Raw genomic sequence first — 13001 nt, 5'->3', positions numbered from 1 at the left:
CCTTTTCCACCCCTTTAACACTCAGAATCTTTGAAAGTAGGACAGTATGTCAGCGTCGCTTCGCGTCGGAATGATCGGTAACGGCTTCATGGGCGCCGCGCACTCGCAAGGGTGGCGCGTGGCTCCCCGGTTCTTTGACTTGCCCGCGACGCCGGAGATGACCGTCATGGTGGGACGCGATGCGGTGAAGAACGAGCAACTGGCACAGAAGTGGGGCTGGGCCGAGACCGCACACGACTATCGCGAGGTACTCGAGCGCGACGACATTGACATTGTTGACATCGTCACTCCCGGCAACACTCACGCCGAGATCGCTATCGCCGCCCTCGAGGCGGGCAAGCATGTCCTGTGCGAGAAGCCTCTCGCCAATAGCGTCGACGAGGCCCGCCGTATGGCTGAGGCCGCCGACGCCGCAAAGGCCAACGGAGTTTTCGCGATGGTGGGCTTTACCTACCGCCGAGTTCCCGCTGCGACGTTCGCGCGTGACCTAGTGGCGCGAGGCGCCGTCGGCAACATCCGCCAGATCCGCGCTCAGTACTTGCAGGACTGGCTGATCGATCCCGAGGCTCCGCTGACATGGCGGATGAAGAAGGATCAGGCAGGCTCGGGCGCGCTCGGAGACATCGGCGCACACGCCGTAGACATGGCACAGTTCATTTCCGGCCTATCCCTGACCTCGGTGTCGGGCATCCTCGAGACCTTCGTCAAGGAACGTCCCGTCATGGGTGAAGGCATTGGCCTGTCGGGCACTGCCGGCGAGGGCCGCGGCGAGGTCACCGTTGACGACTTCGCGTCGTTCACGGGACGTTTCGATAGCGGCGCTTTAGGCACGTTCGAGGCGACTCGCTTCGCGACGGGGCGCAAGAACGCGCTGCGCGTGGAGATCTCGGGCGACAAGGGCGCGATCCTCTTCGATATGGAGGACATGAACGCCATCCAGTACTACGACGCCACGGCGCCGGGAACCGAGTTGGGCTTCAAGCGCATCTTCGTGACGGAAGCGGACCACCCGTACACAGGAGCGTGGTGGCCCTCGGGTCACATGCTGGGCTACGAGCACGGGTTCTCACACCAGGCCAAGGACTTGGTCGAGGCAATCTGCGCGGGCACTCAGCCCACGCCATGCTTCGCCGATGGTTACCAGATTCAGCGCGTCCTCGATTCCGTGGAGCGCAGCTCAAACGACGGCAGCGCATGGACGTCAACGGCCGTCTAGGTCGCATCACTTCGAACAAGTATCAGTAGACAAGAAAGGTAAAAAGCAATGGCGCGACCAATCACTCTGTTTACCGGCCAGTGGGCTGACCTTCCCCTCGAGGAGGTGGCCAAGCTCGCTTCGGAATGGGGCTATGACGGCCTCGAACTCGCATGTTGGGGAGACCACCTCGACCCGTGGCGCTGGGATGAGCCCGGCTATGTCGAGGGCAAGCTGGCACTGCTTGAAAAGTACAACCTTAAGGTTTGGGCGATCTCGAACCACCTCAAGGGACAGGCCGTCTGCGACGACCCGATCGACCAACGTCACCAGGACATCGTTGGTGCTCACGTGTGGGGCGACGGAGAGCCCGAGGGCGTGCGCCAACGTGCCGCGGAGGAGATGAAGAACACCGCGCGTCTAGCAGCTGCGCTGGGAGTCAAAGTTGTTATCGGTTTCACTGGTTCTTCGATCTGGAAGTACGTGGCGATGTTCCCGCCGGTCTCGCAGGAGGCAATCGACGCGGGCTACCAGGACTTCGCGGACCGATGGAACCCCATCCTCGATGTCTTCGACGAGGTAGGAGTGAAGTTTGCGCACGAGGTCCACCCGAGCGAGATCGCTTACGACTACTGGACTACGGTTCGCACGCTCGAGGCGATCGGCCACCGCGAGGCCTTCGGCCTGAACTGGGACCCCAGCCACATGGTGTGGCAGGACATCGACTCCGTCGGCTTCCTCCTGGATTTCAAGGACCGCATTTACCACGTGGACTGCAAGGACACCCGCAAGCGTATGGACAACGGCCGCAATGGTCGCCTGGGCTCGCACCTGCCTTGGGCCGACGCGCGCCGCGGCTGGGACTTCATCTCCACCGGCCACGGCGACGTGCCGTGGGAGGACGCGTTCCGCATGCTTAACCACATCGGCTACGAAGGCCCCATCTCGATCGAATGGGAAGACGCCGGAATGGACCGGCTCGTAGGTGCTCCCGAGGGGCTCGCGTTCGCGCGCCGGTTGGCGTTCGATGCCCCCGACGGCGCGTTCGACGCTGCGTTCTCAACTAAGGACTAATTTCTTGCCTTAGACGGGCCCGCCTCACCTACGGGTGGGGCGGGCTTTCTCGCTGCCGATGCAGTTATGCTGGTCTCTCTCGGGTATTTCTGTGAAGGGGCAGGGAATGAGCAAAAGAGTCTTGATCGTGCGTGGCGGCTGGGAAGGTCACAACCCCATCGGAGCGACGGATGTTTTCATTCCCTCGCTCGAGGCCGAAGGGTTCAATGTCGATATTGAAGACACCCCAGAAATTTATGCCGACGCATCGGCAATGAGTGCGTATGACCTGGTAGTGCAGTGTCTGTCGATGACGAGCGCCACAGTCGACGAGGTCGACGGACTGCGCCGCGCAGTGGCCGCTGGTACCGGTCTCGCGGGCTGGCACGGGGGTATCATCGACTCATTCCGGGCCTCAACCGACTACCTCCAGCTCGTGGGCGCCCAGTTTGCCGCACACCCGCACGCCGCCGCTGATCGCGGTCGCACCGACGTCGAGCCCTACCGCGAGTACACCGTGCGATTCACGGAGGCAGGGGCCACACACCCCGTGACCGCGGGCATGACGGATTTCGATGTCCTGACCGAGCAGTATTGGGTGCTGGCGGACGGTCTCAACGAGGTGCTCGCTGACTGCTCGCTGGTACCAGGAGACGGCGACGAGTGGCCCGAGGCGGTCACGATGCCGGTGGCTTGGACGCGCAGGTGGGGCTCCGGCCGTATCTTCGCAACGTCCCTGGGTCACACCGTGGACGTGCTGTCCAACCCCGCCGTCAAGCCCCTGGTCGAACGCGGAATGATGTGGGCCGCGCGCCATTAAATTGTCTGCCGTGTTGAGGCGGTTAGGCGTCCACTCGGATGAGGGCTTCGACAGACTCGATGGAAAGTACCTGTTGGATCGCCATGGCCGAGGCACCTGAGACTGCGGCGTCCTGACTTCCGCGTGACCGGACTATTTGCAGGTTGCCGGCAGCCAGGGGCGTCGCGCGCGTATAAATAACCTCACGAGCGCCCGCGAGCAGGTGATCCCCCGCATTAGCGATGGGCCCGCCGAGCGCAATGACTGCGGGGTTGATAAGGCTGACGCACGTGGTCAGCACTCGTCCGATGATTCGCCCCGCTTCTCGGACTTCCCGTACGGCGTCGACATCGCCACGTCGCACGGCGGCAACGATATCCGCCGTGGTGTGGACGTCAACTCCACGCGCCCTCAAATTTGCCGCAATGGCTGGTCCAGCTGCGACGGCCTCGAGGCACCCTTGCGAGCCACACCGGCATTGCATGCCATCCGCCTCCGGCACCCAAATGTGTCCAATGTCCCCGGCAAGTCCTTGGGACCCGCGGTGCACGCTACCGCCGATGATGACGCCTGCGCCCACTCCCGTCGCGACCTTAATGAAGAGCAAGTCGGCCACGTCTGACCAGTGATCGTGATGCTCTCCGAGGGCCATGACGTTGACGTCATTGTCGACGTAGGTGGGCACTCCGAGGGCTTCGGTCAGTACTCCTGGAACGTCGAATCGGGCCCAACCAGGCATGATGGGGGGATCGACTGGGCGTCCAGTTGAGTGCTCAACCGGCCCTGGCAGGCCCACCCCGATCGCTTGCAGCGTCAGGTGACCGCGGAGAGGCGCGAGCAATTCGCGACCGTTCTCAATTACCCAATTAAGAATGATGTCTGGCCCCTGCGCGACGGCGAGGTCGTCGTAGACCTCAGCGACGGTAGTGCCATCCAGATCCTTGATGGCCAGATGCACGTGAGTGGCGCCGATGTCGACACCGAGTACCACGTGCTGGGTTCCGTCGAAGGCGAACTGGCGTGATGGCCTTCCGCCGGTAGAGGCGGCGTCCGCAACGGGAGCGATGAGTTTGACACGCAGGAGTGCGTCGACGCGAGCAGCCACCGTGGACCTCGCGAGACCCGTAAGAGTTGCGAGCTCAGAGCGGGTGCGGGGCTTGCCATCACGCAAAATCTGAAAGATCTCCGCTTGTGCGGCACCGGTGAGTGCCTCTTGGCCGCGGGCATCAATCATGCGTAGATCCTATCGCGCAAGGCCCGCGGCTGGGTGCCGGAGGCGAGCATTTTATTCAACTTTTGCCTGACTTTCGTCAAAAGTGTATTTCCGTAGCTCTTATGCGAAGAGTTGTGACGCGTGCTCGAGCCGAGCGAAACACTCCGATGGCGCATCGGGCGATGAGCCTGAAGGCGTTAGGCCGACTCATCCTGCGACTGGGAACTTTGCATACGCGTCAGACGACGGGCGCGACGCCTGGAGGTGGGGGTCGTGCGGTGCGCGCGGTCGCTCGGCCGCTGGGCGCGGCGGATTCTTAGTTCGTAGGCACGACGCCGTGGCTGCGGAATTGTCCAGTGGAAGAAGCGCCCGGTGACCCGCATTGCGACGGTGGCGACGATCGCGAGCACCAGGGCGACCACGGGGAGTTCCAGCGAATAAAATACCGAGTAGACGAGTGCCCCGGCGAACCCGGCAACGGCATTCGGCGGACCCACATACATGATCGACGAGGGGCGTCCCTGCAGCACGTCGGCCAGAATGAGGCCGCCTACGGAGGCGCAGGTGCCGATCAAGATTGCAGGCAGTAACTGGAGTCCTGCGATGAGAGCTGCGTTGGCGCCGACGCAAGCGAAAAGACCGATCGCCAACGAGTCCAATACCCACAGCGCGCGTTCGACGCGTCGCAAGTACACCAACGCAACTCCGGCGACCAGCGTGGCGACAGCCGCGGTGATCAGATAGGACGGGTCTCGAAACGCAGCTGGCGGCAGATTGCCGAGAAGGACGTCGCGAACTAGGCCCCCGCCAAAGCCCATGGCGGCCGCGAGCGTGAACATACCGACGAGGTCGACGTGTTCCTCCTCGCCTGCGCGTAGAGTGCCCACGAGCGCACCAACAAAGACAGCTGCGAGGTTAATCGCGAGCGGAATCTCGAGCGCGGCAGAGTCGAAGGGCACGGCCCAAGCCTAGAGCCCGCTCGGCCTGCGCCGCGCCCTTAAGACTCTGCTACTGGACGGCGACGATTGGGCCCGATGAATCGAACGAATACGAGGGAATGAATTCGAGCGTGATGTCGTCGACATTCAATCCCGACTCGCGCATCTTCGCGTATACCTGCTCGACGTCGGGCAATGGTGGCTCGCCCTTCACGATCACGTGGATGCGTTGTCCTTCGAGCGGTGTCACCGAAACGATGGTCCACTTGGTCCCATCCGTGACCTGCTCGACGTACTCCTGCACCTTGGAAACGCGGTCCCGGTTCTGAATCACTTGTGTCGTGGAGTAGGTGAGCGGGCCGGCGACCAACAGCACCATGACGGCGGTGGTGATGTACGCCTTGACACGACGACGGCGCTCGGCCTCCAGGTCCTCGACTTCCAGCAACCGGAGTTTGGAGAAACCGTAGATGGCCATGATGATCGACCCTGTTGCCAAAATCGCAGCAACGTTGGTGACGAATAGCAGGATCGCGCCGAGTGCCTGACCGTAGGCGCCCGACTCCATAGCAAGACCCGCCACACATAGCGGCGGTACGAGCGAGATCGCGATCGCCACGCCTGGCAAGGTGTCCGAGATGTCGGAGCGAATCAGCGCGATGGATCCGACGATTCCTGTCGCAAGAGCGGCGAACAGATCGATTAGTCCGGGGGAGACGCGGGCGGCCACCTGAGGATTGGTCGCCGCGGTGACATCCTGGACGACGATGAGTCCTAGCAGAAAACCCACCAGAACCGCTGCCGTCGCGCCCGCCACCATGATGATGATGGATCGCGTCAGGTTGCGCCGATCGCCGAGGACGGTTGCGAGCATCGTGCCCTGAATTGGCCGCATGAGCGGCGCCACGATCATCGCACCGATGACAGTGGCGGTGGAGTCTGCAACGATTCCGGCCGTCGCAATGCTCGACGCGAGGATCAGTAGCAGCCAGAACCGCGTCTGCTGGGACCGGACGGTCGGTCCCTCAAAGAACACCGCCTCGCGCATGTAGTCGACGGTGTTGAGCTTGGCTCCCCAGCGCGTCTCACGCACCAGGGAGCCCCAACTGGTCATGCCGAGAGAAGCTTTGCCTTGGCAGCGGCGAATTCTGCGTCGCTGAGGATCCCTGCATTCTTAAGTGTGGCGAGCTCCTTGAGCTGTGACATCAGGTCGTCTCCGCCATCAGTTGCGGGCGCGGGTGCGGCCTGCTGCTGGGCGTTGAGCTGGGCCTGCATCGAAGCGATCTGGGCCTGCGACTCCTTGAGTGCCTGATCCTGCTGGATCTCACCGTACTGAGCTTGCTGCTGAGCCTGCTGCTTGCTTGCGGCGCTTCGCTGCATGCCGCCTGACACGGCAGTGGCGGTTCCGGCGATAACGGCGGTACGGGCCATGGTTCCTACGAGTCCGGGACGTCCCATCCTGCGGCGCATGTCTACTTCTCCTCTTCTTCGATTTCCGCGACGGTGTCGAGGATTTCCTGCACGACCATGCCGGGGACCCGGATGGTGTCTACGAGCTCGCCACCGGCGTTGACGACGGCGTCACGCAGCGGCTTAATCCAGGTGTGCTCGAAGACGAGCACGGCGGCGGCGGAACCGACAGGTAGCGACTCAGTGAGGATATCGATGTCCTCGTCGGAGATCAGCCCCTCGACTCGGTCCATGATGCTCGCGACCTTCGCGACATCGCTGTCGACGTCGACCTGATCGAGCTCAACGAATTCGGTGGTGTCCTCCGCGACCTTATTCACGAACAGGCCATCAATGATGCTGATGGTGCCGGCATTGACGAGCGTCTCGAGCTCCGCCACGATCTCGCCAGTAAAATTCCCGGATTCAAATCCGAGAACTACGATTTCAATTGGCCCAAGCGTCATGGAAGTAGCCTCCTATTGGCACATCGCGCGCACCCGTTGCGCGCCCTAGTCTGCAGGCTAGTGCCATGGCAGTCCGCGCGACAACAGGACACTCGTGAATCGCTGCTCACTGGGGCGCTCGGCAGGGCGCGGCGTCCGTGTATATGGCTCACCTTTGGGCGGTGCTATCCTGGAGGAGCTTCCCCCGGAAGGCACCTAGCCCCGGCGGACAGCGATCCCAAGAATTAAGCGTCAGTGAACGACGTCGTACGCGCATACGCGAATCTTGGGAATAACCGCACTACTTTAGAGCCACCCGGGCTCGTGCGATGGAAGGACAAGTGTGACCAACACATCCGTAGGCGCAGATCAGACTGCGACCCTCAGTGCCATGAAGATCCCCCAGCTGCAGGCACTCGCCTCCGAGTTGGGCGTATCTGGCACCACCAAAATGCGTAAGAGCGACCTCGTCGAAGCCATCAAGAATGGCGGCGTAGTCAAGCCCAAGGCCGAGGCCCCCAAGCAGACGGAGGTCGCCCCCAAGGCAGCCGAGTCGGGCGAGGGCGAGGCCACTAGGCCGGCTCGCGGACGCGGCCGTGCCCCCAAGAAGGGCGTGGCCGATGCCGCGGCCGCTCCGGTGACCGACGCCGGCAAGACCGGCAAGACTTCGTCTAACACGGAGAAGTCGAGCGACGCCGATGAGCGTGCCCGCCGCGCTGCTGAGGCCGTGTCACTGGCCGCTGCGGGCGACACCGGCCGCAACGAGTCGAGCAAGAAGGACTCCGGCAAGAGCAACTCCGGCAAGAGCGGCTCCGAAGGCGACGCACCGCGCGGACGCGGCCGCAGCAACAACGGTGAACGCAACAACAACGGCGACCGAAACAACAACGGCGACCGAAACAACAACGGCGACCGAGCCAACAGTGACCACGAGTCAGCCGAGCGCGGCAATACCGACCGTGAGGACGACTCGCGCGGTGACGGTGGACGCCGTGATCGCGGCAACAATAATGACCGTGCGCAGGGCGGCAACAATCGCAATGGCGCCGAGCGCAACAACAACGATTCGACGGACGACGAGCGCGGACGCCGCCGTAGAGGTCGCGGACGCGGGCGGGGACGTGAGGGCGGCAACGACCGCGTCAGCAACAACGGTCCGCGCGACTCCTACGAGGACGACGACGTGCGTGAGGACGAGGAGCTCTCTCCCGTAGGTGGCATCGTCGATGTCAACGACAGCTACGCCTTCATCCGCACCACGGGCTACCTGCCTGGCAAGTCGGATGTGTATGTGTCGATGAATCAGGTGCGCAAGTACGGCCTGCGCAAGGGTGACGCGATCTCCGGCACGGTCCGCCCTCCCCGTCCGGGCGAGCGTGGACAGCGACAGAAGTTCAACGCCCTTGCGACTGTCGAGAAGGTCAACGGTCTCGATCCCGAGGCCGCCAAGGACCGCCCGGTATTCGGCGACCTGACCCCGCTCTACCCCCAGTCACGTCTGCACCTCGAGACTGAGCCGCGCAACATGACCAACCGCGTGATCGACCTCGTAGCCCCGATTGGTAAGGGCCAGCGTGGCCTGATCGTCTCGCCGCCCAAGGCCGGCAAGACCCTTGTGCTGCAGTCACTCGCGAACGCGATCACCACCAACAACCCTGAGGTTCACCTCATGGTGGTTCTGGTGGACGAGCGTCCCGAGGAAGTCACGGACATGCAGCGCACGGTCAAGGGTGAGGTCATCGCCTCGACCTTCGACCGTCCCGCAGACGACCACACCACGGTGGCGGAGCTCGCGATCGAGCGCGCCAAGCGCCTTGTGGAGATGGGCCAGGACGTCGTCGTTCTGCTCGACTCAATCACCCGCCTGGGCCGCGCCTACAACATCTCCGCCCCGGCATCGGGCCGTATTTTGTCGGGTGGTGTGGACTCGTCCGCGCTGTACCCGCCCAAGCGTTTCTTCGGAGCAGCCCGCAACATCGAGCACGGCGGATCACTCACGATCCTGGCGACCGCGCTGGTGGAGACTGGCTCGAAGGCCGACGAGGTCATCTTCGAGGAGTTCAAGGGCACCGGCAACATGGAGCTCAAGCTCTCGCGCACGCTGGCCGACCGCCGCATCTTCCCTGCGGTGGATGTCAACGCGTCCGGCACCCGTCGCGAGGAAATCCTGATGAGCCCTGAGGAGCTCAAGGTCATGTGGAAGCTGCGTCGCGTGCTCACCGCGCTCGAGCAGCAGCAGGCCATCGAGTTGCTCCTGGGCAAGCTCAAGGAGAACCAGACCAACGCCGAGTTCCTGTTGCAGGTCGCCAAGACCACGCCAGGACACGACGAAGAAAAGTAAGTCAGTTCACGCGTAGTGCCCGGGAAGCTAAGGCTTCCCGGGCACTACGCGTTTACTCGGCACCCTCAGCTATCCCCAATGCGTTCTTGCAGTACTTGAGTGCTGATTCTGGAAGGATCTCGGCACTCAGGTACTGCTAGGGCGCGCAAGGCGGGACTCGAGTGCGCGAAGCAGTCTGTCGCGACACCATGCGGGGCGTCGGAATAAGTCATTCCATCCAAAGCGGACCGTCAAGAAGCCGGCCGCTGCTAGATCCGTTTGTCGCTCTCGGTCGGCATCGCGCGCCTCGCGGGTGGAGTGATACCGATCACCGTCGAGCTCAACCACCAGGTCGGCCTTGCGGTGAAGCATGTCGACCGTAAGGTGGCGCTGCCCCAGTCGCAGCTTGACCTGCCACTCGAACTCTCTGAACCGCACATTGGCGAATGTTTCGTGCTTGGCCAGGACCTCAAGCGGTGTCGTCGCGCCTTCCGCGAACCAACCGAGCAAGAGTTCCAGGTCCCGGCGACCGGCAACCCTTGGCGTTCGATTGAGTTCGTGCTGGAGTTGCCTCCAACTACAGACTCGCGCCCATAATGACTCGTAGAGAAGGCCGCGCCGGAGAGCTGGCTTCGCAAACCTCCAGGCATCCATGAGAGCGCGTTCCGGCGTGACGCAGTGGACCCCTTCCGCACTTCCTCGATAGCGCGGGAGCCCGGTCTGATGGACTCGTACCCACCGCGGCGCGTGCATCGCGTCGCCTTGTGCGACGACAAGGTCAGCGTAGGTGGGTGCCTGAAGTCCGTTGGCGTAGAGGTGGAGTGCCAACTCCCCGGTCACGAGACCTCGAGGGCACCACAAGTTCGCTGCCTCGCCCAGCACAACTGGGTTCGACGCATGCACGCGTGCCGAGTAGACGCCTGGAAGCACGCGAACGATGGAACTGGAGCGTACGGAGGAGTCGAGTTGATGGCGCGACCAGTCCGCCACAAGGTCGGCGCGAGAGAACGCGTGGGCATTCGCTGCGAGAAAATCGCTCAGGCAACCGCTGGGCTCAGGAACTCCAGGTATAAGTCGCATGAGTCCATGAAATCCGCGGGCGCGAGATGTTGGCACCTCATCCGCACGATCTGTGGAGAACTAACGCGCTCTAGCAGTACTTGAGTGCCGAGATCGGCGGAATCTCGGCACTCAAGTACTGCTAGAGCACAATAGGGAGCGATAGTCCTGCACAGGTGGCGCAGGGACCGTGCACGGAATAGGCGTTGGCGGCTAGGCGTTTGCTCTGGCACAATAGAACGCTGGCCGTCCGGTTCACCGCACGCGAAGTACGCGTATGGACCCGGAGGCATCTCTAAGGGAGATTCATGAAGAAGGATATTCACCCCGAGTACGTGACTACCACGGTCACGTGCACCTGCGGCAACACTTTTGAGACCCGCAGCACCGTCAAGTCCGGCACCATGAGTGCGGACGTCTGCTCCGAATGCCACCCCTTCTACACGGGTAAGCAGAAGATCATGGACACCGGTGGACGTGTCGCGCGCTTCGAAAAGCGCTACGGCAACAAGTAACCACCCCTGTAATACGACGTGGCCGAAGCCTTCGCTGCCGTCCTGCCTTTGCTGGACGAGTACGCCGACATTGAGAAGCAGTTGTCCGACCCAGCTGTCCATGGGGACGCTGGGCGTGCACGCACGCTCGGACGGCGGTTTGCGGAGCTCGGCCGCGTCGTAGCAGCCCACCACGCGTGGGAGGCCGCCCAGGGAGACCTGGAGGCCGCGCAGGAGATGGCAGAGGCGGACCCCGAGTTCGCCGCCGAAATCCCCGCGCTAGAGCAGCAGGCGGAAGAAGCGACAGAAACCTTGCGCCGCATCCTCATCCCGCGTGACCCTGACGACGCCCGCGACGTAATCCTCGAGATCAAGTCCGGCGAGGGTGGCGAGGAGTCGGCGCTGTTTGCCGGTGACCTGCTCAAGATGTACCTCAAGTTTGCTGAGAACAAGGGCTGGAAGGCCGAAGTTCTCGAGGCTAGCGAGACCGACATGGGTGGCTATAAGGACATCTCTGTCGCCATGAAGTACAAGGGCAACCCGCAGCCTGAAGACGGCGTGTGGGCCCAACTCAAGTACGAGGGTGGCGTTCACCGCGTCCAGCGCGTGCCCGCGACGGAGTCTCAGGGCCGCATCCACACTTCTGCGGCCGGTGTACTCGTCTACCCCGAGGCCGAAGAGGTCGAGGAAGTCGACCTGGACATGAACGAAGTGCGCGTCGACGTGTACCGCTCGTCAGGCCCCGGCGGCCAGTCCGTCAACACCACCGACTCCGCCGTTCGCCTCACTCACATCCCCACCGGAATCGTCGTGAGCTGCCAGAACGAGAAGAGCCAGCTCCAGAACAAGGAGTCGGCGCTGCGCATTCTGCGCGCTCGCCTCCTCGCTGCGCAAAAGGAAGCGGCCGATGCCGAGGCTTCCGACCTGCGTAAGTCCCAGATTCGTACGGTTGACCGCTCGGAGCGCATCCGTACCTATAACTTCCCCGAGAACCGCATCGCGGACCACCGCACGGGTTACAAGGCGTACAACCTGGACCACGTGTTGAGCGGTGACCTGCAGCCGGTCATTCAGTCGGCTATTGATGCAGATGAGGCGTCTCGCCTCGAGGCGCACGAGGACTAGCCCCGTGGAGATCGCCGCGCTTGTGCGCGACACCACGCAGCGACTGAGCAGGGCCGGAGTGCCCTCCCCGGACGTCGATTCGATCGTGCTCGTGGCGCATCTGCTCGGCAAGTCCGCCAGCGAAATCCGCACGGCCGCCGCGCGCGGGGACAACGTGCCCCAGGATGCTGACCTCGACACCTTCGCCACGCGGGTATTGCGCCGCAGCGAGCGCGAGCCGCTCCAACACATCACCGGAGTATCCCACTTCCGTGGCATCGACCTCGAGGTCGGAGCTGGCGTCTTCATCCCGCGCCCGGAGACTGAGATGGTTGCCCAAGCCGCCATCGACGCCGCCCGCCGGTTGGGACCGGGCAAGGACGGCATCGTCCGCGTGACGGATCTTTGTGCCGGTTCGGGGGCTATCGGCCTGGCCGTCGCCACCGAGGTTCCCGAGGCACACGTGAGCCTGCTTGAAGCGAGCGACGAGGCGGGGGTTTACCTGCGCATTAATACGCGACGTCAGCCGTCTGACGTGCACTCCCGGGTCCGGACTATGACAGGCGACGCGCGCCGATGCTTCCACCAGTTTGATACCTGCGCGGACGTGGTGGTCTCAAACCCTCCCTACATTCCGCCAAACGCCGTGCCGCGTGACCCTGAGGTGGCCGAGTATGACCCGCCGCAGGCGCTGTACGGCCTGGGTGACGACGGCCTTGAACTTCCTCGCGACATCATCAACGAGTCGGCCCGTCTGCTCCGGGTGGGAGGCGTGCTCATCATGGAACACGCAGACACCCAGGGCACCGCACTAAGGGAGTTTGTGGACTCCTCTCAGTGGTGGGACGACGTACAGACACATCAGGATCTGACGGGACGCGACCGTTACCTCGTCGCCACACGCGTGGGCGTCTGACAGACTGACTCCGTG

13 protein-coding genes are annotated in these 13001 nt (G+C 63.1%); 7 read left to right on the top strand and 6 right to left on the bottom strand.

Annotated elements, in window-relative coordinates; translation table 11 throughout:
* Positions 1-46: 46 nt before the first annotated feature.
* From AOP77_RS09405 to AOP77_RS09395, 3 genes are all read left to right on the top strand, one after another.
* Positions 47-1216, top strand: a complete 1170-nt coding sequence (locus AOP77_RS09405; protein ID WP_236685807.1) for a Gfo/Idh/MocA family protein — start codon at positions 47-49, stop codon at positions 1214-1216.
* A 48-nt stretch (positions 1217-1264) separates the two neighbouring features.
* A complete protein-coding gene (locus AOP77_RS09400) occupies positions 1265-2269 on the top strand; it encodes a sugar phosphate isomerase/epimerase family protein (RefSeq protein WP_062212868.1) in 1005 nt (334 codons plus the stop codon).
* A gap of 106 nt (positions 2270-2375) precedes the next feature.
* The gene (locus AOP77_RS09395) at positions 2376-3068 is read left to right on the top strand and encodes a ThuA domain-containing protein (RefSeq protein ID WP_062212865.1); all 693 of its coding nucleotides are present in this window, start codon (positions 2376-2378) and stop codon (positions 3066-3068) included.
* A 22-nt stretch (positions 3069-3090) separates the two neighbouring features.
* Here AOP77_RS09395 and AOP77_RS09390 read toward each other — a convergent pair whose 3' ends face one another.
* The 5 genes from AOP77_RS09390 to AOP77_RS09370 all read right to left on the bottom strand — a co-directional run bounded on the left by AOP77_RS09390 (position 3091) and on the right by AOP77_RS09370 (position 7114).
* Positions 3091-4281, bottom strand: coding sequence for an ROK family transcriptional regulator (locus AOP77_RS09390; RefSeq protein ID WP_062212862.1), 1191 nt, complete (start codon positions 4279-4281; stop codon positions 3091-3093).
* Positions 4282-4457: 176 nt separating this feature from the next.
* Positions 4458-5219 carry a trimeric intracellular cation channel family protein gene (locus AOP77_RS09385; RefSeq protein ID WP_062212859.1) on the bottom strand — a complete coding sequence of 254 codons (762 nt, stop codon included), beginning with the start codon at positions 5217-5219 and terminating at the stop codon, positions 4458-4460.
* Positions 5220-5268: 49 nt separating this feature from the next.
* A complete protein-coding gene (locus AOP77_RS09380; RefSeq protein ID WP_062212856.1) occupies positions 5269-6312 on the bottom strand; it encodes a TIGR00341 family protein in 1044 nt (347 codons plus the stop codon).
* Entirely contained in the window at positions 6309-6668 is a 360-nt protein-coding gene (locus AOP77_RS09375; RefSeq protein ID WP_236685806.1) for an SHOCT domain-containing protein, read from the bottom strand. Before AOP77_RS09375 ends, AOP77_RS09380 begins: the two co-directional genes overlap by 4 nt.
* Positions 6669-6670: 2 nt before the next feature.
* A complete protein-coding gene (locus AOP77_RS09370) occupies positions 6671-7114 on the bottom strand; it encodes a DUF6325 family protein (protein WP_062212854.1) in 444 nt (147 codons plus the stop codon).
* 322 nt (positions 7115-7436) lie between these two features.
* Here AOP77_RS09370 and rho point away from each other — a divergent pair, with 322 nt between their 5' ends.
* Positions 7437-9434 carry a transcription termination factor Rho gene (gene rho / locus AOP77_RS09365; RefSeq protein ID WP_062212852.1) on the top strand — a complete coding sequence of 666 codons (1998 nt, stop codon included), beginning with the start codon at positions 7437-7439 and terminating at the stop codon, positions 9432-9434.
* Between the two features lie 126 nt (positions 9435-9560).
* Here the strand turns inward: rho and AOP77_RS12130 are convergent, their stop codons facing one another.
* Entirely contained in the window at positions 9561-10493 is a 933-nt protein-coding gene (locus tag AOP77_RS12130) for an endonuclease domain-containing protein (protein WP_084622519.1), read from the bottom strand.
* A 287-nt stretch (positions 10494-10780) separates the two neighbouring features.
* Here AOP77_RS12130 and rpmE point away from each other — a divergent pair, with 287 nt between their 5' ends.
* The 3 genes from rpmE to prmC are packed head-to-tail and all read left to right on the top strand — an operon-like array spanning position 10781 to position 12986.
* Positions 10781-10987 (top strand): 50S ribosomal protein L31, encoded by a 207-nt coding sequence (rpmE, locus tag AOP77_RS09355; RefSeq protein ID WP_062212846.1) that lies wholly within the window; start codon positions 10781-10783, stop codon positions 10985-10987.
* Between the two features lie 18 nt (positions 10988-11005).
* Positions 11006-12091, top strand: a complete 1086-nt coding sequence (gene prfA, locus AOP77_RS09350) for a peptide chain release factor 1 (RefSeq protein WP_062212842.1) — start codon at positions 11006-11008, stop codon at positions 12089-12091.
* Positions 12092-12095: 4 nt separating this feature from the next.
* Positions 12096-12986: a peptide chain release factor N(5)-glutamine methyltransferase gene (gene prmC, locus AOP77_RS09345; RefSeq protein WP_236685805.1), complete on the top strand. Its 891-nt coding sequence runs from the start codon at positions 12096-12098 to the stop codon at positions 12984-12986.
* Positions 12987-13001: the final 15 nt, after the last annotated feature.

The organism is Demequina oxidasica (assembly GCF_000975115.1).
Lineage (GTDB): Bacteria > Actinomycetota > Actinomycetes > Actinomycetales > Demequinaceae > Demequina > Demequina oxidasica.
Note: the sequence above shows the minus strand (reverse complement) of the source record. Positions and strands in the feature narration are given on the sequence as shown.

Bases quoted from the DNA above. Each gene is read 5' to 3' on its own strand.
- AOP77_RS09405 (WP_236685807.1), top strand. From the start codon at position 47: ATGTCAGCGTCGCTTCGCGTCGGAATGATCGGTAACGGCTTCATGGGC.
- AOP77_RS09400 (WP_062212868.1), top strand. From the start codon at position 1,265: ATGGCGCGACCAATCACTCTGTTTACCGGCCAGTGGGCTGACCTTCCC.
- AOP77_RS09395 (WP_062212865.1), top strand. From the start codon at position 2,376: ATGAGCAAAAGAGTCTTGATCGTGCGTGGCGGCTGGGAAGGTCACAAC.
- AOP77_RS09390 (WP_062212862.1), bottom strand. From the start codon at position 4,281: ATGATTGATGCCCGCGGCCAAGAGGCACTCACCGGTGCCGCACAAGCG.
- AOP77_RS09380 (WP_062212856.1), bottom strand. From the start codon at position 6,312: ATGACCAGTTGGGGCTCCCTGGTGCGTGAGACGCGCTGGGGAGCCAAG.
- AOP77_RS09375 (WP_236685806.1), bottom strand. From the start codon at position 6,668: ATGCGCCGCAGGATGGGACGTCCCGGACTCGTAGGAACCATGGCCCGT.
- AOP77_RS09370 (WP_062212854.1), bottom strand. From the start codon at position 7,114: ATGACGCTTGGGCCAATTGAAATCGTAGTTCTCGGATTTGAATCCGGG.
- AOP77_RS12130 (WP_084622519.1), bottom strand. From the start codon at position 10,493: ATGCGACTTATACCTGGAGTTCCTGAGCCCAGCGGTTGCCTGAGCGAT.
- rpmE (WP_062212846.1), top strand. From the start codon at position 10,781: ATGAAGAAGGATATTCACCCCGAGTACGTGACTACCACGGTCACGTGC.